Annotated in this window: 17 protein-coding genes; 9 read left to right on the top strand and 8 right to left on the bottom strand. The window is 61.3% G+C overall.

Annotation, left to right across the window (positions count from 1 at the left end):
* Nucleotides 1-49: 49 nt before the first annotated feature.
* Entirely contained in the window at nucleotides 50-1,597 is a 1,548-nt protein-coding gene (locus tag HEP69_RS06485) for a bifunctional diguanylate cyclase/phosphodiesterase (protein WP_366111307.1), read from the bottom strand.
* A gap of 57 nt (nucleotides 1,598-1,654) precedes the next feature.
* On the bottom strand, nucleotides 1,655-2,536 hold the full coding sequence (gene ttcA / locus HEP69_RS06480) for a tRNA 2-thiocytidine(32) synthetase TtcA (RefSeq protein WP_290557744.1): 882 nt from the start codon (nucleotides 2,534-2,536) through the stop codon (nucleotides 1,655-1,657).
* A 202-nt stretch (nucleotides 2,537-2,738) separates the two neighbouring features.
* On the opposite strand from ttcA, the gene HEP69_RS06475 reads away from it, so the two are divergent.
* Both HEP69_RS06475 and HEP69_RS06470 read left to right on the top strand, forming a co-directional pair.
* The gene (locus HEP69_RS06475; protein WP_290557743.1) at nucleotides 2,739-3,269 is read left to right on the top strand and encodes a DUF3833 domain-containing protein; all 531 of its coding nucleotides are present in this window, start codon (nucleotides 2,739-2,741) and stop codon (nucleotides 3,267-3,269) included.
* Nucleotides 3,270-3,342: 73 nt separating this feature from the next.
* The gene (locus tag HEP69_RS06470) at nucleotides 3,343-4,269 is read left to right on the top strand and encodes an alpha/beta fold hydrolase (protein ID WP_290557742.1); all 927 of its coding nucleotides are present in this window, start codon (nucleotides 3,343-3,345) and stop codon (nucleotides 4,267-4,269) included.
* Nucleotides 4,270-4,465: 196 nt separating this feature from the next.
* Here the strand turns inward: HEP69_RS06470 and yidD are convergent, their stop codons facing one another.
* The 3 genes from yidD to rpmH are packed head-to-tail and all read right to left on the bottom strand — an operon-like array spanning nucleotide 4,466 to nucleotide 5,293.
* The gene (gene yidD, locus HEP69_RS06465; protein ID WP_290557741.1) at nucleotides 4,466-4,717 is read right to left on the bottom strand and encodes a membrane protein insertion efficiency factor YidD; all 252 of its coding nucleotides are present in this window, start codon (nucleotides 4,715-4,717) and stop codon (nucleotides 4,466-4,468) included.
* On the bottom strand, nucleotides 4,714-5,124 hold the full coding sequence (rnpA, locus tag HEP69_RS06460) for a ribonuclease P protein component (RefSeq protein WP_290557740.1): 411 nt from the start codon (nucleotides 5,122-5,124) through the stop codon (nucleotides 4,714-4,716). Before rnpA ends, yidD begins: the two co-directional genes overlap by 4 nt.
* A 34-nt stretch (nucleotides 5,125-5,158) precedes the next feature.
* Nucleotides 5,159-5,293 carry a 50S ribosomal protein L34 gene (gene rpmH / locus HEP69_RS06455; RefSeq protein ID WP_008554144.1) on the bottom strand — a complete coding sequence of 45 codons (135 nt, stop codon included), beginning with the start codon at nucleotides 5,291-5,293 and terminating at the stop codon, nucleotides 5,159-5,161.
* A gap of 289 nt (nucleotides 5,294-5,582) precedes the next feature.
* On the opposite strand from rpmH, the gene HEP69_RS06450 reads away from it, so the two are divergent.
* Genes HEP69_RS06450 through HEP69_RS06440 form a run of 3 tightly spaced genes read left to right on the top strand, consistent with a single transcriptional unit; the run spans nucleotide 5,583 to nucleotide 9,151 of the window.
* Entirely contained in the window at nucleotides 5,583-6,326 is a 744-nt protein-coding gene (locus HEP69_RS06450) for a TVP38/TMEM64 family protein (RefSeq protein ID WP_290557797.1), read from the top strand.
* 5 nt (nucleotides 6,327-6,331) lie between these two features.
* Nucleotides 6,332-7,750 carry an FAD-dependent oxidoreductase gene (locus tag HEP69_RS06445; protein ID WP_290557739.1) on the top strand — a complete coding sequence of 473 codons (1,419 nt, stop codon included), beginning with the start codon at nucleotides 6,332-6,334 and terminating at the stop codon, nucleotides 7,748-7,750.
* A 15-nt stretch (nucleotides 7,751-7,765) separates the two neighbouring features.
* Entirely contained in the window at nucleotides 7,766-9,151 is a 1,386-nt protein-coding gene (locus HEP69_RS06440; RefSeq protein ID WP_290557738.1) for a HAMP domain-containing sensor histidine kinase, read from the top strand.
* A 220-nt stretch (nucleotides 9,152-9,371) separates the two neighbouring features.
* On the opposite strand, the gene HEP69_RS06435 is transcribed toward HEP69_RS06440, so the two are convergent.
* The gene (locus HEP69_RS06435) at nucleotides 9,372-9,821 is read right to left on the bottom strand and encodes a MarR family winged helix-turn-helix transcriptional regulator (protein ID WP_290557737.1); all 450 of its coding nucleotides are present in this window, start codon (nucleotides 9,819-9,821) and stop codon (nucleotides 9,372-9,374) included.
* Nucleotides 9,822-10,191: 370 nt separating this feature from the next.
* Here HEP69_RS06435 and HEP69_RS06430 point away from each other — a divergent pair, with 370 nt between their 5' ends.
* A complete protein-coding gene (locus tag HEP69_RS06430) occupies nucleotides 10,192-10,545 on the top strand; it encodes a DUF1428 domain-containing protein (RefSeq protein WP_290557736.1) in 354 nt (117 codons plus the stop codon).
* A gap of 273 nt (nucleotides 10,546-10,818) precedes the next feature.
* Entirely contained in the window at nucleotides 10,819-11,979 is a 1,161-nt protein-coding gene (locus HEP69_RS06425; protein WP_290557735.1) for an exo-alpha-sialidase, read from the top strand.
* Nucleotides 11,980-12,427: 448 nt separating this feature from the next.
* Here the strand turns inward: HEP69_RS06425 and HEP69_RS06420 are convergent, their stop codons facing one another.
* On the bottom strand, nucleotides 12,428-13,246 hold the full coding sequence (locus HEP69_RS06420; protein ID WP_290557796.1) for a sulfotransferase family protein: 819 nt from the start codon (nucleotides 13,244-13,246) through the stop codon (nucleotides 12,428-12,430).
* A gap of 147 nt (nucleotides 13,247-13,393) precedes the next feature.
* On the opposite strand from HEP69_RS06420, the gene HEP69_RS06415 reads away from it, so the two are divergent.
* Together HEP69_RS06415 and HEP69_RS06410 are read left to right on the top strand one after the other, a co-directional pair.
* Complete coding sequence (locus HEP69_RS06415; RefSeq protein ID WP_290557734.1) at nucleotides 13,394-14,971, top strand: DUF5928 domain-containing protein; 1,578 nt, start codon at nucleotides 13,394-13,396, stop codon at nucleotides 14,969-14,971.
* Nucleotides 14,972-15,042: 71 nt separating this feature from the next.
* Nucleotides 15,043-17,076: a molybdopterin-dependent oxidoreductase gene (locus HEP69_RS06410; RefSeq protein WP_290557733.1), complete on the top strand. Its 2,034-nt coding sequence runs from the start codon at nucleotides 15,043-15,045 to the stop codon at nucleotides 17,074-17,076.
* Nucleotides 17,077-17,145: 69 nt separating this feature from the next.
* Here the strand turns inward: HEP69_RS06410 and rpsD are convergent, their stop codons facing one another.
* Nucleotides 17,146-17,766, bottom strand: coding sequence for a 30S ribosomal protein S4 (gene rpsD / locus HEP69_RS06405; RefSeq protein WP_290557732.1), 621 nt, complete (start codon nucleotides 17,764-17,766; stop codon nucleotides 17,146-17,148).
* Nucleotides 17,767-18,258 lie beyond the last annotated feature (492 nt).

The raw sequence follows: 18,258 nt of genomic DNA, 5'->3' as shown, positions 1-18,258 counted from the left end.
CCGCGCCCGAGGGCATGCTTTGGGGTCTTGCACGGATCGCCGGGGGCTGTCAGCCAATCTGGCGCCCGATGCGAGGGGCGCTCTGAAGCTTGGCCTCATGTTTGCTCAACCACATCAGGGTTTCGTCGAACGGCATCGGGCGACCGATGCCGAACCCCTGCACATGGTGGCAGCCAAGCTGTGCCAGAAACGCGTGTTCACCGACGGTTTCGACCCCCTCGGCCAACGTTTCCAGGTCCAACCGCTCCGCCATCGTCAGAAGAGCGCCGATCAGCCGTTGCTGTTCGGGGTCGCGGTCCGATTTAACGACAAAGGACCGGTCGATCTTGATGCGGTGTACCGGAAACCGGCGCAGCGATGCGATAGAAGCGTGACCCGTGCCATAGTCATCCAGATCAATCGCGCATCCCAGCTGGTTGAGCCCCGTGATGTTGCGCGCGACCGTGTCGTTGGGCACATCCGACATCACGGTTTCCAGTATCTCGAGGCAAAGCCTGTTGGGGCCCAGGTCAAACCGGTCGAGCGCCCAGGAAATCTTGTCACACAGCCTGGGATTGTTGAGATCGTCTTGCGACAGGTTGACCGAGACCCTGGGCACTGCAAGACCGGCATCGTCCCAACCTCGCAAGGCGCTCAGCGACTGGGTGAGGATCACCTCGCTCAATCGCTCCATCAGGCCCTGTTCCTCCAAAGCGGGCAGGAATTGATCCGGCGCGATGGTGCCGCGGGTGTCATGAACCCAGCGCGCCAGAGCTTCGAACCCCGACACCTGCCCCGTGTCGGTACAAAGCTGCGGTTGAAACCAGGGGCCTATCTCACCGTTGTCCAGCGCGCTGACCACGGTTTGCTGCAAGGTCCTGCGGATCTCCCGGCGGGTCTGCATCTCTGGCGCAAAGGCCCGGATGGAGGATGGTCCGTTCTGGCGCGCCTCATCCAGGGCGGTGATCGCAGCGCAAAGCCAGTCTTGCGCGTCACCTGACGGCGCGCGGCTGCGCAGGCAAAACCCAATGGCGCAGGACACATACAAGGTCGCGCCTCCCACACGCAGCGGCTCTTCGATGACGCCCTGCAGCCGACCGGCCAATTGGATGCAGAGCTCCAAATCCAATTGGCGGACCGATTGCAGGCAGATGGCAAACCGGCTATCGGCCAGGCGCGCAACGCTCTCCCCGTCGCGCAGAGTGCCAAGGATCCGGTCGCTGGTCACTTGCAGCAGATCGTCCATCGCGGCTTGCCCATGTCTGGCAAGGAACTCTTCGGCGTCGTCAATCTGCACCAGAATACAGGCAGATTTCAGGGTGCCATCGGCGCATCTGTCAAATACGTCCTCCAGCACCACATCAAAGCCATCGCGCAGCATCAGACCTGTGACACTGTCGCGGGGCAAGGTCGGGTCATTTCGCCACGACCCCATGATGCGCGACATCAGAAGGCCGACGGGCAATCCAACGGCAAGACCCGCCAGCGCGCCTTCGCCGCCCAGCCAAAACGCACTGAGCGTCACAGCCGGTATCATCGCCAACAAAGCGGGCAATGCCACGCTGCGTCCCAAGTGCGGCGTGCCGGTTCGTTCCGAGGGATGACGGGGGGTGGGCACTGCAAAGCCTCCTTGACGGCTGTGCAAGGACGCTAGGAGATCAAGGTGTCCTGGTCCTTAATCCGAAATCGGATTTTCAGACCCGTTTGACTCAAATTGTTCGGATTTGAGGGCCAGACCTGCGAAATCAAACAATTTCGGATCGAGCAGATGCGACGGGCGCGCGTTCATCAAGGCCCGGAACATCACCTGGCGGCGGCCGGGGCTGTTTTTTTCCCACCCATCGAGGATCTGTTTGACCTGCTGGCGTTGTAGCCCGTCCTGGCTGCCGCACAGATCGCAAGGGATGATCGGATAGTTCATGGCGCGGGCGAATTTCTCGCAATCCACCTCGGCGACATGGGCCAAGGGGCGATAGAGGAAAAGATCGCCCTCTTCATTCACCAGCTTGGGAGGCATCGTCGCCAGACGGCCGCCGTGAAACAGGTTCATGAAAAAGGTCTCAAGGATGTCGTCCCGGTGATGGCCAAGCACCACGGCGCTGCAGCCTTCCTCGCGTGCGATGCGATACAGATGCCCGCGCCGCAATCGAGAGCACAGCGCGCAAAACGTACGGCCTTGGGGCACTTTATCTATCACAATCGAATAGGTGTCCTGGTATTCAATCCGGTGTGGCACCCCCATCTTTTCCAAAAATGCGGGCAGCACGGTTGCCGGAAATCCAGGCTGGCCCTGATCGAGATTGCACGCCAGAATGTCCACAGGCAAAAGCCCGCGCCACTGCAACTCATAAAGTACGGCCAACAAGGTATAGCTGTCCTTGCCGCCCGAAAGGCAGACAAGCCATCTGTCGGGATTGGGGCCGCGCCGGATCATGCCGTACTGCTGGATCGCCTCACGGGTTTGGCGCACGATCCGCTTGCGCAGCTTGCGAAACTCTGTGCTGCCGGGAGCTCCGGCAAAAAGAGCGTGGATATCATCATCGGGCGTGTCACGCATGCCACAGGCTTTAGTGCCTTGCCAAGCCGACGGCAAGATGCGGAGATTGCGCTCGGGTGCGTTGGCCATGGCCGGGTCAAAGGCGCCGCATTTTCTGACACAGAAAATGGCCCAGAAAATGCGTCATTTTCTGCGCGCCCAGCCTCGACAGATCCGCGCCACGCGCCACTTTCTTGAGCATCCGAATTCAAGGAGGCGGACCATGCGCCATCTGATCGTCTTTGCCTGTCTGGCCGTATTTCTCGTTGCGTGTACCGGCAAGCCTGCACTCGAAGATCCCCAAGTGTCGGATCGCAAGCTCGATCTGGAGGTGTTCTTCCACGGACAATCCAAGGCCTATGGTCAGTTCCAGGATGTCTTCGGTACCGTCCGCCGCCGGTTCGAGGTTGACATAACCGGCACCTGGGACGGGCAGCGGCTGACCCTGGTTGAGGACTTCGTTTACGAGGACGCTTCGACCGAGCGGCGTGTCTGGACCCTCACAAAGACAGGCCCAGACAGCTGGACCGGGACAGCGCCTGGGGTGATCGGAACCGCCCGGGGCAAGGAGCGGGGCGACACGTTCAACTGGCACTACACCATCGACCTGCCTGTGCCCGAGGGCACCCTGCGTGTGACCTTCGACGATTGGATGTGGCTGCTGTCCGGGGATCGGCTCTTGAACCGTGCCTATATGAAACGGTTTGGCGTGGATATCGGCGAGGTCATCATCATCTTTGAAAAACTGTCCTGATCCGCACGGGATTTGCGGATCCTACAATCAATGCCATAGTGGAGCTTTCATCAATCTCCTCATAGGCTTTTCCATGGCATTGTTCTTTTCCCGGCGCACCTTCAACGCGCAACAAAAAAAATTCACCAACAATCCGGCCGCGCTGACCCGTTATGTGGCCATCACCGGCACCAATCCGGGCGGCGGCGGATGGGCGGGCGGCATCCTGTCGCGCGACAACTGGCTGGCGCAGGTCAGGCAAGCGGGCGGCACCCGCGATGTTGTGATCTATGTGCATGGGTTTAACACATCGCAGGCCGACATGCTGCGCCGGATGGAGAGGATGGAGACAGGCCTGAGGGCACATGGCTATACCGGCGCGGTCGTGAGCTATGACTGGCCCAGCGATGGCTCGGTGCTCAACTACAATCGGGACCGGTCTGATGCCAAAGAGGTGGCTCAGTATCTGGTGAAAGACGGGATGGTGCCGTTGCTGGGCATGTCTCCCAAACCACGGGTCCATCTGATGGCGCATTCCATGGGCGCCTTGGTGGTCCTGCGCGGGTTTTCAGATTTCGGCGATGCGATCGGGCCGGGACAGGGCGCTTGGAGCGCCGATCAGGTGATCTTTGCCGCGGGCGACGTTGACAGTGTCTGGCTCGAGAGAGGCGCCTGGGGATCGCTGGTTCTGAACCAGCGCAGCCGCCGGTTCACCAACTACTATTCCGGTCGCGACCGCGTCCTTGCCCTGTCCGGAGGTCTGATCAATGGCGGACGTGAGCGTGTGGGACATGTCGGGATGCCGAGCTTGCTGGCCACGGGGCACCAGGACGTTTATTGCAACGAGCAATACAAAAAGGATGTGCCGACCTCGGACCAGACAATGACCTATTCGCATCGCTGGTGGTTCGACAATGATGGATTTCTGCAAGATATGGCACTGACCCTGTCGGGGCGTGCTGCGGATCAGATGCCCACCAGGCGGGCCACCAACATCGCCGATCAGGCCCTTTTGGTTTAGCGGCTGTGTCCATCAGGCGATCCAGGCGGCCCGTTGCGCCCCCAGGCACCGAACCTTCCGTCTGGTCGTCTGGGCCAGGCGAGCAAAGCTTGCACTGCCATCACCGCGATTGCCCGCAATCTTGTCACTATCGGCAAATGCGTCGTGCAGATCACGCCTATCATGGGCCGCACGGATTGCCTGAAGACTTCGGTCGTTAGCGATCCTTGGATTGGTCTTTGGTGTCGGCATCCGGCACCGGATCGTATCCCGAACCGCCCAGGGGATGACAGCGCCCGATCCGGCGCAGCGCCAGAACGCTGCCCTTTACGGCCCCGTGCCGCTCCAACGCTTCAAGCGCGTAGACACTGCATGTCGGCTGATAGCGACAGTTAAAGCCGACCCAGGGCGAAAAGATCAGCCGATAGGCGCGCACCGGCAGGGCGGCGATGTGGGCCAGCGGACTCATGCCGGGCCATGGATCTTGCGCAATGCCATGCGCAAATCGTCCTGGAGCCGCTCGAACGGGAGGCTGGCGGTCGCCTCCGCGCGCCCGATCAGCACGTAATCCCACCCGTCGTGACCATGCATTGGCAGCACAAGGCGCGCGACCTCGCGCAGCCGACGCTTGGCGCGGTTGCGCGCCACGGCGTTGCCGACCTTCTTGGAGCAGGTAAAGCCCACGCGCATGCCCGGACCCTCATTCGGGCCGCGTGCGCGTGCCTGGACCATCATGCCGGAAGTGCCTTGCCTGCGCGCACGGGCCGCGCGCAGAAAATCCGAGCGCTTCTTGAGCACGGTCAGACAAACGGACACCGCCGGAGGTATATTCCCTTGGGTGGCTGAGCCATCCATGGGGGCCTCCGGCGGTGTCATAAGCTCAAGAAAACTCGCGCGGCTGAAGACGCGCTTAGGCGCTCAGCTCTTTGCGGCCGCGGGCACGGCGCGCGTTCAGGATCTTGCGTCCCGCCTTGGTCGCCATGCGGGCGCGGAACCCGTGGCGGCGCTTGCGAACAAGGTTCGAGGGTTGATAGGTGCGTTTCATCGCTCCAACTCCGGTTTTTGGGGCCAGGCGGCGCGGATTCGCCCCCGGTCATGTAATCGAAGCCCGTCCTCTAAAGCGCCTTGGCAGTTAAGTCAAACCCTCAGACAGTCGATTTGGCCACCTTCCTGCAACAAATATCCCGCGATAGAGCGGCAATTGTTTCAATCCAGCGTCTGGAACGGGAAAATCCTCACGTCACCTGTCACCCCGCATCAAGCAGGCGTGAAGAGGGTACCACATCACCCTGGAGAGGTACATGTTGAGGCCTGACACCACGCAGGAGACCGGCATGACCGATCACGCCGAACATACCGCCGCACCCGCCAAGCGCGGGCTCAATCGGCATCTGCCGCTCCTCGCTATTCTAACTGTGGCGATTATTGGGGCATTTGTGCTGCGCGACACGCTGAGTTTCGAGACCTTGCGTGACAATCGCGAGGCGCTCTTGGCATTTCGCGACGCGAATTTCGCGGGTCTCGCGGCGATCTTTGTCCTGATCTATGTGGCGATCGTGGCGTTTTCGCTGCCTGGTGCTGCCGTCGCCTCGGTCACGGGCGGGTTCCTGTTCGGCCTCGCGGCGGGCACTGTGTTCAATGTGTTTTCCGCCACCATCGGGGCCAGCCTGATCTTTGCCGCGGCCCGCTGGGGCCTGGGTGACATGCTGATGGCCAAGATCCAAGCCTCTGATGGCAAACTCAAAAAGCTCCAGACCGGATTGCGCGAGAACGAGATCAGCGTGCTGTTTTTGTTGCGCTTGGTGCCCGCGGTGCCCTTCTTCGTCGCCAATCTGGTGCCTGCGCTTGTGGGGGTGCGGTTCTTTAACTTCTTCTGGACCACGGCGCTGGGCATCATTCCGGGCGCGCTGGTCTTTACCTGGATCGGTGTGGGTGTGGGGGCCGTGTTCGATCGCGGAGAAAACCCGGACCTGTCACTGCTCTGGGCGCCGCAGGTTATCGGCCCGATCCTGGGTCTGGCTGCTCTGGCCGCCCTTCCCATTGTGGTCAAAGCCATTCGCGGCAAGAAAGAGATCTGAGCCTCATGGAACGTATCAAGACCGACATCCTGGTCATTGGCGCCGGGTCCGGTGGCCTGTCCGTGGCTGCGGGCGCCAGCCAGATGGGGGCCGATGTGGTCCTGCTCGAAGGGCACAAGATGGGCGGCGATTGCCTGAACTTCGGGTGTGTGCCGTCCAAGGCGCTGATCGCCAGTGGCAAGGCCGCTTACGCGCAGGCCCATGCCGGGCAATACGGTGTGGCCGACGTGGTGCCCCGGATCGACTATGCCGCCGCCAAGGATCACGTGCATGACGTGATCGCCCAGATCGCGCCGGTCGACAGTCAGGAACGGTTCGAGGGGTTCGGCGTCCGTGTCATCCGCGAATTTGGCACCTTCATCTCTCCCGCCGAAGTCGCGGCGGGCGACTATGTGATCAGCGCAAGGCGCGTGGTGATCGCCACGGGCTCGCGCCCCTTCGTGCCGCCGGTGCCAGGGCTTGAGGACGTGCCCTACGAGACCAACGAGACGATCTTCGATCTGCGCGCGCGCCCCGATCACCTGCTGATCGTTGGCGGGGGTCCTATCGGAATGGAGATGGCCCAGGCCCATATCCGCCTGGGCAGCAAGGTCACGGTGATCGAAGGCGCCAAGGCGCTGGGCAAGGACGATCCCGAGCTTGCCAAGGTCGTGCTGGACAGCCTGCGCGACGAAGGGGTCGAGATCGCCGAAGATGCTCTGGCCGAAAAGATCACCGGTGCCGCAGGCGCGATCGAGATCCACACCAAGGATGGCCGCCTGTTCAAAGGCTCGCATCTGTTGATGGCGGTCGGGCGGCAAAGCAATACCGACCGGCTGGGCCTGGAGGCGGCGGGTATCAAGACCACAAAGACCGGGATCCAGACCGACGCAAGCCTGCGCACCACCAACAAGAAGGTCTATGCCATCGGCGATGTGGCGGGCGGGCTGCAATTCACCCATGTGGCGGGCTATCACGCCGGTGTCATCATCCGGTCGATGCTGTTCGGCTTGCCGTCCAAGGTCAGGATCGCGCATATCCCCTGGGCGACCTATACCGATCCCGAACTGGCCCAGGTCGGTTTGACCGAGGCGCAGGCGCGTAGGGAACACGGGACCAAGCTGGAGGTCGTGCGGTTCGAATATCTCCACAACGACCGCGCGATTGCGGAACGCAAGACCAGGGGACTGATCAAGGTAATGGTGGTCAAGGGACGGCCCGTGGGCGCCTCGATTGTGGGGTATCAGGCAGGCGAGTTGATCAACCTTTGGGCGCTGGCGCTGGCCAACAAGATGAAGATGAGCCAGATCGCCGCTATGGTCAGCCCTTATCCCACCATCGGTGAGGTGAACAAACGCGCCGCTGGGGCCTATTTCACACCGCGATTGTTTGATAACCCTACGGTCAAACGGGTCGTCCGCTTTGTCCAGCGCTGGATCCCGTAACCCAAGAGAGGCCGTATGCTCAACTCGCTGTCGGGCAGGTTCCTGATCCTGACCATCATCTTTGTGATGTTGGCAGAGGTCTTGATCTTTGTGCCCTCGGTCGCGCGGTTCCGTGAAGATTATATGCTCGACCGGCTCGAACGGGCACAAATCGCGTCGCTTGCGCTTTTGGCCGATGACATGCTCACCAGCGAGCTGGAAAAGGAACTGCTGGAGAATGCCGAGGTGTTCAACGTGGTGTTGCGCCGTGACGAGGTGCGTCAGCTGGTGCTGTCCTCGCCGATGCCGCGCCCGATCGAAATGACGGTCGATCTGCGCGATCCCGGGGCATTCGTGCTGATCCGCGATGCGATGTGGCGCCTGGCCCGGCCGGAAAACGAGGTGATCCGGGTGATCGGCGCGCCGGTGCGCGAAGCGGGCCTTCTGATCGAGGTGACGATGGACACCCGGCCGATGCGCGAGGCGATGATCGAATTCGGCATCCGCATACTGATTTTGTCGGCAGTGATCTCGATCTTTACGGCGCTGTTGTTGTTCATCGCGGTGCGGATCTTTCTGGTTAAACCGATCAAGCGGGTGGTCGGCTCGATGCAGCGCTATGCCAGCGCGCCGGAGGATGCCCGGCGCATCATCCAGCCCGGTGCCGGTGTGACGGAACTGCGCGAAGCCGAAGAGGCGCTTTTTCAGTTGCAGACCGACCTCACCCATTCGCTCAAGCAAAAGGAACGGCTGGCGCAGCTGGGCGGCGCTGTTGCCAAGGTCAGCCACGATTTGCGCAACATCCTCACCTCGGCCCAGCTCTTCACCGACCGTATCGAGTTGAGCGAAGACCCTCTGGTCAGCCGACTGGCCCCCAAGCTCGTGAACTCGATCCGCCGTGCGGTGTCGCTGTGCGAGAGCACCTTGGCCTTCGGACGTGCCGAAGAGCCTGCGCCGACCCTGGCGGTGTTTCAGCTGATTGACGTGGTCTCGGACGTGCTCGACAGCGAGCGACTGAGCGAGGACAGCAGATCTATCAGCTTTGCCGAGGATATCCCGGCGATGATGAGCCTGCGCGCCGATCCCGAACAGCTGTTCCGCGTGATCTCCAATCTTGTCCGCAATGCGCGGCAGGCGATTGCCTCAACCGGCCAACCCGGGGAAATCAACGTGCGCGCCTATGAGGATGACGAGGCCTGGTGGATCGAGATTTCCGATACCGGCCCCGGCCTGCCACCCAAGGCGCGCGAACATCTGTTTACCCCGTTCCAGGGCGGTGCCCGCAAAGGGGGGTCTGGTCTGGGCCTGGCCATCGCCGCTGAACTCGTGCGGGGTCATGGCGGTATGCTGGAACTGAAAAAGACCGACGACTCCGGGACGGTCTTTGCGATATGCCTGCCCAAGGGGGACGGCACACTCTGAGAGGGGCAGGCCGTCGCGATTGCCCTTTCAGGTGCGCTGAACTGGCTTTTTTGCCAAGTGCAGGCCGGTATCTGCGCCCCGTGACCTCCGCGTAGCGCGGCAGTCGGTTGTTGACACAGGCAATTCCATCCAAGGCACGCTCGACGGTGCATAAGCCCATGCGCCACTGCGGGATCCGTGCGGTGCGGTCTGACCCCGCCCCGCCCCCTTTGATCGGACGCTATCGCCCGAAGGACAGTGCGATAAGATCGGCCTTCAGGGGGGCGCTGTCGCTGTTGTTCAGGGTCCGGTCAACCTCATCATGGGTCTGACGCCAGATCGGCACAGCCTCTGCAAGAAGATTGCGACCTGCCTCGGTCAGGGCCAGCCGCCGGTTCCGCCTGTCCTTGGGATCCTTCCACATCGTCAGAAGCCCGCGACGCTCAAGCGGTTTGATGTTCGCGGTGAGCGTTGTGCGGTCCATCGCAAGAAACTGTGCCAGGTCTCTGATCTTGGGCGGATCAGGTCGGTTCAGCGACACCAGGAGGGAGTATTGACCATGGGTCAGCCCAACCGGGCGCAGGGCGGTGTCGAACCGCCGACCGATGGCGCGCGCGGCCCGTTGCAGGTGCAGACATAAACACCGGTCGCGGACTTCATGGGTCACTGCCAGGGGAAGGTCGGATCGCATGAGAGGTAATTAGGTTGACATCAACATAAATGTCAATAAGATGAAGCGTCATGCCGCACCGGCATGTGGAGGGAGGACCATTTTCCTCATGACCCGCCAAACCACTCTGACAACCCTGACCGGGACGCGCATTTGTCGTATCCTTCACAGGTGTGGGGGTCGCTTCATCCGTCCTGCCCACGGTTTCGCAACGTGGACGATCCCGACCACAGCCGAAATCTTGACGGACGAACGCTTTGCGCGTGCAACCGCAAAAGAAATTTCGCGGATCGGATGTCTGCGCGCGCGTCAGGCCGTGTTCGCCATGAAACGGCCGATATCGCCGCGCTCAATCTCGCATTTGATGGACGCCAACCGAAGGAGATTACCCATGACCTATATCACCGTGGCAGTCTATGCCGTCCCGACCTCGAACAAGGAGGCATTTGTTGCCCACTCGAAAGATCTGACACCTCTCTTCATTAAACACGGAGCGCTTGCCGCCGTTGACGCCTGGGGGGATGACGTTCCCGAGGGGCAGACCACTTCCTTTCCGATGGCAGTCAAATGCGCACCAGATGAGACCGTCGCCTATTCCCATGTGATCTGGCCGGACAAGGCGACACATGACGCAAAGATGCAGGCTGTGATGGCCGAAATGCAGGCCGCGAGCAAAGCGAACCCGATGCCCTTCGATGGTCAAAGGATGATTTTCGCAAGTTTCCAGACCGTGGTGGAAGCATGATGGACCCCGGACGGCCAATCGCCATGTACGAGACCGGTCGGCGGATGGCAGCGCCCGCGCAACGATGCCGACGGGATCCGGATTGGGCGCGCGCATCGCGGGGTCGGATGGTGTGCGGGGATGCGATAGGCCCCCGGGCCCGGCAGGTCCGGTCGCCGAGAACCTCTCAAAGGGGCGTCCTGTCCCGTGCTGCCGGTGCCAAGGTTGGTTCTGCGCGGCCGCCTTCGGGACCTGCCCACGGCACCGCTCTTATCCAAGATTGGAGGTATCCAGATGCCCTTGGATGAAATGACCCTTCTCATTGGCACCACAAAAGGCGCGTTTCTTATGCGGTCCGGCAAGGATCCGAACAACGGCGCGCCGAGGGGCCCCTTTTGTGACGGCTGGCCGATCAACCATGTGATTGCCGATCCCGCGAACGGGACCCTTTGGGCAGGTGGCGGGGGCGATTGGACCGGGGCTGGGATCTGGTCGTCACAGGACGCGGGCGAGACGTGGGCTTTGACGCGGCTGACCAGGGGCACGATGGATGACTGGGCCGCCGAGGATCCTGATTTTGCTCAGATGATCAACTGGACCGACACACCGCTTCCCTTTGCCGACACGTTTTCGCAGATTTGGTCCCTGGCCTACGACCATGGCACGCTCTATGCGGGCACCAAGCCTGCGGGCCTGCTTGCCAGCGGGGATGGTGGCAAGACCTGGAGACGGCTCGACGGTCTGACCGACCATCCGTCCGCCAAGGCCTGGAACCCCGGGGCGGCGGGGTTGGTGTTGCACACCATCGTGACGGATCCGGATAATCCCAAGAAGCTGTGGGTGGGCATTTCGGCAGCGGGTGTCTTTGCGACCGAGGATGGCGGCGCAACCTGGCAGCGCCGCAACCGTCTGTCCAACACACAAGCATGCCAGCATCACGATCATCCAGCCGCTCCGCGTGATGGTGAGACAGGTCACTGCGTTCACAACATGGTGCGTGGGGCGGGCCCGGACGATCTACTTTATCAGCAAAACCACCACGGTGTCTGGCGCTCTGGAGACGGCGGCCGCAGCTGGGACGACATCACCGACGGGCTTCCCTCGACATTCGGATTCCCGATCCGGGTTCATCCCAGGGATCCCGATACGATCTGGACCCTGCCGTTGAACGGCGACAGCGCCGGTCGGTTTCCGCCAGATGCTGCCGCTGCCGTATGGCGCAGCCGTGACGGCGGGAAGAGCTGGCAGGACCTGCGCCGTGGGTTGCCTCAGGAGGGGTGTTTCTTCACCGTTCTGAGACAGGCGATGGCAGGCGACACGCGGGATCCGGCGGGTCTCTATTTCGGCACCAATAGCGGCTCGGTCTTTGCCAGCCGCGACGAGGGCGATACATGGGGCGAGATCGCCAGACACCTGCCCACCATACTGAGTGTCGAAGTGCTGGATCAAAGGTGAAGATGGAGCGTTTTGTCTGTTCGGTCCTGGCTCTGGCGCCCAACTCCTGTGAAGAGCGTATCGCGACAGGCCCGCGTGGCGCCGAGAATGCAGGCGCAGATCGGCGCCCCCGAACTGTATCCGGGATCAGGCGTGCCTGTGCGACCGGCCTCGCGATGGGCGCCTGCGGCAGCAGACCATCGCGCCAGACGAGCAATTTGACTGTCACTTTCCGAACGCTGATCGGGTCCGATTGGCTGATGCCGGATCTCGGCGGGCTGTCGTGCCACGCAGACGCGCTGACAGTGACCGTGCCATCGCCACCCGCGACGCACCCTCAGGGGTCTAGGGCATCCAACCAGACCCACCGATCCGATACAGGATAATCCGCCCCCGCGCGGGCCAGAAAACCGCAGCGCCGAGGGCGAGGCAGGGCGCCGTCCCAGAAAATGCGTCATTTTCTGGTGCCTCAGTCGCCCAGTTTGGCGTGAACCTCGTCCAGATCAATCTCGCCGACCGGCATCTTGTTCGCGGGATTGTCAAAGTCGTACCTGAACAGATCGAAATCCCGATGATACATTTCATACATCAGATGCATCGAGAGATCGTCAAAGTAATCCTCAACCGGATGCGCGCGTTTGGGACCATGCCCTTCGCTTTCGTTAAAGCGAGGAATGGCGTCCAGATCGACCTGTTGCGGTGTCTCGATCGCGCGCAGAACCTGGGCCATCCCGTCGTTAAAGCTCTCTGTCCAGAAGATCTGGTCATACCGCCCGCCATTCACGATGAAGGTCGAGATATGGCCTGACATGGCCGACCAGTGAATATCCGGATCCATCGGCCTGCGCCAGCGGATGGTATCGCGGGCAAACAGCAGGAACCGGCGAAACGACTTGATCTGGTCGAATTCCTCCCGACCGTCCTCGCCGCCGACCTCGATCCCGTATTTCTGCACCAACAGCGGTACCAGATTGCCGCGATAACGTTTGCCATTGCGCTGAATGCCGCAGATCTTGTCGAAAAACGAACTCAGGATCCGGGTATAGGGGTTGCGCACGCAGGTAAACGCATAGCTCTGGTGGTTTTGCACATTCCGGCTGATCGGGTCCTGACTGTCCTCGATTGCCCATTTGTGCATACCGGCCTGGGCGTCATGGATGTCGCCATCGAAAAATCGGCCATGATCGGAAAAATACATGATCTGACCGATGGTCGAACAGGCGCATTTGGGCACGACCCGATACACCACACTTTCGCTTTCAGTCATCCAGGTCCCTGGAAAGCCCATCCGTTCCGCCTCCGTCGTCCGGGTTGCCACTCTGGGCGCCCGGCTTACTTTTGCCACAAAAGAACAAAATTTCCGTGTTTATTCAATTGGTCTTCACCATTATCAAGAAGAAACAAGTCCTGAAGCTCAAGGCGGTTCGTTTCCAGTATGGCAAAAATAGCCTATATCCTGCTCTGCCACAAAGACCCCGATGCGATCATCCAGCAGGCGCAGCGTCTGACGGCTGTGGGTGATTACATGTCGATCCATTTCGACGCGCGCGCCAGGTCTGAGGACTATCGACAGATCCGCGCGGCGCTGGCCGACAACCCTAATGTCACCTTTGCCCATACCCGCATCAAGTGCGGTTGGGGAGAATGGTCGCTGGTTCAGGCCACGCTGAATGCGATCCAGTCCGCCATAGACGCTTTTCCGCGCGCCACCCATTTTTACATGCTGTCGGGCGATTGCATGGCGATCAAGACGGCGGAATATGTGCATGGGTTCCTGGATGAAAACGACGTCGATTTCGTGGAAAGCGCGGATTTCTTCGAAAGCGACTGGATCAAGACCGGCTGGAAGGAAGAACGGCTGGTTTATCGCCATCTGGTGAACGAACGAAAGTACAAGCGGCTCTTTTACACGCTTTATGAGATACAGAAACGGCTGGGCCTGACCCGGGATGTGCCTGCCGACATTCAGGTGATGATCGGCAGTCAGTGGTGCTGCCTGCGCCGCCGAACGGTCGAGGCGATCCTGAAATTCATTGCCAAGCGCCCCGATGTCGTGCGGTTTTTTAGGACCACCTGGATCCCGGATGAGACCTTCTTTCAGACGCTGGTGCGCCATCTGATCCCCGCGGACGAGATCAATTCGCGCACGCTGACCTTTCTGATGTTTTCCGATTACGGGATGCCGGTGACGTTCTACAACGATCACTATGACCTTCTGCTGTCGCAGGATTTCCTTTTCGCGCGCAAGATCAGCCCCGAGGCGACAGAGCTCAAGCGCCGCCTGGGCCATGTCTATGCCGCCACCGACATGACGTTTCGCACCTCCAACGAGGGGCGCAGCCTGCACAACTTCCTGACCGGGCGCGGTCGCATCGGGCGCCGCTTCGCGATGCGGTTTTGGGAAACCGAAAGCACCTTGGGTCGCGAGCGTGAGCTGATGATCGTGGTGTGCAAGAAATGGCATGTGGCCAAACGGCTGCTCCAACGGATCCGGCAGGTCACCAATCTGCCCACGATCGAGTATGTATTCAACGAAGAGGACACACCGATCCCAGATCTTGGCGGTATCCAGTCCAGCCTGTGGAAGCGCACCCGGCATCGCCGGGCGCTGATGCGGATGCTGTTTGACTATTACGAGACCGACCGTCTGATTGTGTGCATGGACCCTGAAAACCTGGATCTGATGCATGATTTCTACACTGACCGGTCGCGCACCAAGATGCTGGAGGTGGAGTGTACCTTTACCGACAGGTATCTGACCGGTCATGCCATGCGTGTGGGTCTGGCCGGCGAACAGACCAAGCAGGCCACCTTGCAACGCCTGTTGCCCACGATCCGCAATGACATGACCTATCAAAGCGACCAGATGCGGGATGCCAACTTTCCCAATCATTACCGCATGCAGGAATCCGCGGAACCCGAGGAAAACGCCGAGAAACTGGCGGCGTTTCTGGACATCCCGACCGAGCGGGCGATGGAAATCGCGCGGTCCGATCATCTTTTTGCCGATTGATCCGATGAGTTGATGTGGCGGGCACTTTGCCTATGCTTGGCACACAACCATCGTCGAGCGCCGGGGGGGCCATGTCCGATACCACAACTGTCCAGACCATGTGCCCGATGAACTGCCACCCGACGCTGTGCGGGATGACGGTGACCGTGACCGGCACGGGCGAAGTGTCCATCACCGGCGATGACAGCAATCCCGACAGCCAGGGGTTTTTGTGCATGCGGGGCAATGCCGCCCATGAAATCGTTGGCAATGATCGCAGGCTTCTGACGCCTTTGATACGCGAAGCGCGCGGCACGGAGAGTTGGCAGACCACCACATGGGACGCCGCGATGGACCGCATCGCCGCTGCGATGGAGGGTGTGGGCCGCGAGGCCGTGGGCCTCTGGCAGGGGCACGGCAACGCGGTCAACGATTATGGCTTTGGCCTCAAACGCGCGCAGATGGAGCGGTTCGCCAATCTCTATGGCTGCCAGTATTGGAACCCTGCAATGATCTGCTGGGGGCTGGGAGGGCTTGGCCTGGGCCTGACCGGCGCGCTTGAAACCTCCACCAAGGAGGATATGGGCGCCCATTCCGAGATGATCATTCTGTGGGGCGCAAACACGGTCAGCCAGGCCAATACGATCAAACATGTGGAGGCCGCCAAACGGCGTGGCGCCCGCATCGTGGTCATTGATGTGCGCCGCACGGAACTGAGCGCGCTGGCACATGACGTGATCCTGCTGCATCCGGGCACCGATACCGCGCTGGCACTGGCGATGATGCAGGTCATCGTGGCCGAGGGGCTCTATGACGCCGATTTCGTCGCCGATCATACCGTCGGCTTTGACGCGCTTGCGGCGCATCTGACACCGATGACACCCGAATGGGCCGCAGCCCGGACAGGTGTTGGGGCAGAGCGTATCGTGGCGTTGGCCCGCGCCTACGCGGGCACGCGCCCGGCGATGATCGTGATCGGGGGCTCGTCGCTGCACAAGACGGCCAATACCTGGATGGCGGCCCGCGCGATCTCGTGCCTGCCCGGGCTGACGGGCAATTTCGGCAAACCCGGGGCCGGGATCGGTCCGCGCCACGGGGCGCGTAGCCATGGCGCTGGGTTCACCGATCTTTCCGCCGCCGACCGTCGCCTTGCCGGGGCCTATATCCCCAACCAGATGGAGGCGATCATCGAAGCAATCGAGAGTGGGCAGGTCAAGGTCCTGCTTTCGCTGGGCTCGAATTTCCTGTCGTCTTTTCCTGATACGGACCGGGTGCGCGCGGCACTTGCCCGGCTCGATCTGTTTGTGGCCTATGATATCTTTGCAAACCAAACCACCCGGGAGGTGGCGGATATCGTGCTGCCGGGTACCATCTGGCTGGAGGAGACTGGCGCCAAGGCGACCAACACCCACGTCTATCTCTCCGATCAGGCGCTGGAGCCTGCAGGGCAGGCGCGCCCGCTCTATCGCCTCTATCAGGGTCTTGCCGCGCGGCTGGGGGTGGCGGATGTCTATCCCTGGGCCGATCAGGTGGCGGCGATGGATGCGGTTTTGGACCATCCCGCAACTGGGCACGCAACGGTCGCGGACCTGCGCGCGCAGGGCGGACGCGAAGCGTTGCGGATCTCGCATGTGGCGTATCCGACATATGCGTTTCACACCCCCTCCGGAAAGATCGAATTTTTCTCGAAAAAGGCAGTGGATATGGGCCTGCCCGGTTTACCCCAGATACCGGCGATGGATGCGGTGCGCGCGGGCGGACTGGTGCTGGCGCAGGGCCGCACCTTTGCTCATTTCCATTCCTTCTACGACCACGCCCGCGCTCTGCCCACACTGGCCGCGCGCGAGGCTGCGCCGATGCTGTGGATGGCGCCTGACGATGCGGTGCTCCGGGGCATCGCCGATGGTGACGCCATAGAGATCACCAGCCCGCACGGCCGCTTTGAGGCGCAGGCAAAGGTAACCCGCCGGATGCCAACCGGCGCGGTCTGGATCCGGGATGGCTGGCCGGGGTTCAATGCGCTGACCGATGGCGCCTCGGTCGTGCCCGGTTCCGCACTCACAGGGTTTTCGTTTTCCGTCGGACAGGCGGGGTTCGGAGCGGTAGTCGAGGTGCGCCGGGCCTGACCTTTGCGCGCAAACGAAAAGCCCCGCCATTCGGCAGGGCTTTTGAACAGGTGCTGACCCGCGCCGCAATCAGTTCTTGGCGTAGAATTCCACAACCAGGTTCGGTTCCATCATCACCGGGTAGGGCACATCGCCCAGGCCGGGGGTGCGCACGAAAGCTGCGGTCATCTTGGAGTGGTCCACGTCCAGATAATCGGGCACATCGCGCTCAGGTAGCTGAGCGGCCTCCAGCACGATGGCGAGCTGTTTGGAGCGGTCCCGCACTTCGATGACGTCGCCCTCTTTAACGCGGTAGGAGGGGATGTTGACCTTCTTACCGTTCACCCGGACATGACCGTGGTTGACGAACTGACGCGCGGCAAAAACGGTGGGGACGAATTTGGCACGATAGACAACCGCGTCCAGGCGGCGCTCCAGCAGACCGATCAGGTTCTCACCGGTGTCGCCCTTGACCCGCTCGGCCTCGGCATAGATGCGGCGGAACTGCTTTTCTGTCAGATCGCCGTAATAGCCTTTGAGCTTTTGCTTCGCGCGCAGCTGGATGCCAAAATCGCTCAGCTTGCCCTTGCGGCGCTGACCGTGCTGGCCGGGACCATATTCGCGGCGGTTGACTGGGGATTTCGGACGGCCCCAGATGTTTTCGCCCATCCGGCGATCGATTTTGTACTTGGCAGACGTGCGTTTCGTCACGGCTGATCTCCTTCGTATGCGTATTTACCCTTCATCTCGTCCGAAATCCGGTTCCCAGTTTTCGGGATGAAGCGCTTTGTCGAAGGGCGTTGTCCTCTCCCCGGATTTGGCCAGGACGACAGGGAACCCCTTGCGGGGGCCACCAACACCAATGAAGCCGCGCTTATAACCGGTGCCGAGCCTGTGTCAATGGGTGTGATTTGCCGGAGCGGCTGCGCCGCATTCTGTTCTATTTGTGCGCGGCCGCACGGGCCTTGGGACGCTGTCCCAAACCCTGGGAATATTTAAGGCCAGAAGAAGCCAGGAGCCGCTCCTTTTCATTCTTCTCTTTCAAAATACCGGCGGGGGGGGCCCCAGGGCCGGGGGGCGGGCCCCCCAACACACAAGAGCGCACCCAGCGGGCAGGCGCACATGCGAGAGCTCAGACAAACCTCGTAGTACAACCCTCATCACGTGTTGTGTCTGCCCCGGGGCGCATGCCACACCCCCCCA

Origin of the sequence: Aestuariivita sp. (assembly GCF_021404545.1) — a bacterium.
Lineage (GTDB): Bacteria > Pseudomonadota > Alphaproteobacteria > Rhodobacterales > Rhodobacteraceae > Aestuariivita.
Note: the sequence above shows the minus strand (reverse complement) of the source record. Positions and strands in the feature narration are given on the sequence as shown.

What these genes read in the sequence shown, in the direction of transcription:
- ttcA (WP_290557744.1), bottom strand. Translation starts at nt 2,536, where the DNA reads ATGCGTGACACGCCCGATGATGATATCCACGCTCTTTTTGCCGGAGCT.
- HEP69_RS06450 (WP_290557797.1), top strand. Translation starts at nt 5,583, where the DNA reads ATGACCGATCACGCCGAACATACCGCCGCACCCGCCAAGCGCGGGCTC.
- HEP69_RS06430 (WP_290557736.1), top strand. Translation starts at nt 10,192, where the DNA reads ATGACCTATATCACCGTGGCAGTCTATGCCGTCCCGACCTCGAACAAG.
- rnpA (WP_290557740.1), bottom strand. Translation starts at nt 5,124, where the DNA reads ATGACACCGCCGGAGGCCCCCATGGATGGCTCAGCCACCCAAGGGAAT.
- HEP69_RS06445 (WP_290557739.1), top strand. Translation starts at nt 6,332, where the DNA reads ATGGAACGTATCAAGACCGACATCCTGGTCATTGGCGCCGGGTCCGGT.
- yidD (WP_290557741.1), bottom strand. Translation starts at nt 4,717, where the DNA reads ATGAGTCCGCTGGCCCACATCGCCGCCCTGCCGGTGCGCGCCTATCGG.
- HEP69_RS06475 (WP_290557743.1), top strand. Translation starts at nt 2,739, where the DNA reads ATGCGCCATCTGATCGTCTTTGCCTGTCTGGCCGTATTTCTCGTTGCG.
- HEP69_RS06410 (WP_290557733.1), top strand. Translation starts at nt 15,043, where the DNA reads ATGTCCGATACCACAACTGTCCAGACCATGTGCCCGATGAACTGCCAC.
- rpmH (WP_008554144.1), bottom strand. Translation starts at nt 5,293, where the DNA reads ATGAAACGCACCTATCAACCCTCGAACCTTGTTCGCAAGCGCCGCCAC.
- HEP69_RS06470 (WP_290557742.1), top strand. Translation starts at nt 3,343, where the DNA reads ATGGCATTGTTCTTTTCCCGGCGCACCTTCAACGCGCAACAAAAAAAA.
- HEP69_RS06420 (WP_290557796.1), bottom strand. Translation starts at nt 13,246, where the DNA reads ATGGGCTTTCCAGGGACCTGGATGACTGAAAGCGAAAGTGTGGTGTAT.
- HEP69_RS06415 (WP_290557734.1), top strand. Translation starts at nt 13,394, where the DNA reads ATGGCAAAAATAGCCTATATCCTGCTCTGCCACAAAGACCCCGATGCG.
- HEP69_RS06425 (WP_290557735.1), top strand. Translation starts at nt 10,819, where the DNA reads ATGCCCTTGGATGAAATGACCCTTCTCATTGGCACCACAAAAGGCGCG.
- HEP69_RS06440 (WP_290557738.1), top strand. Translation starts at nt 7,766, where the DNA reads ATGCTCAACTCGCTGTCGGGCAGGTTCCTGATCCTGACCATCATCTTT.
- HEP69_RS06435 (WP_290557737.1), bottom strand. Translation starts at nt 9,821, where the DNA reads ATGCGATCCGACCTTCCCCTGGCAGTGACCCATGAAGTCCGCGACCGG.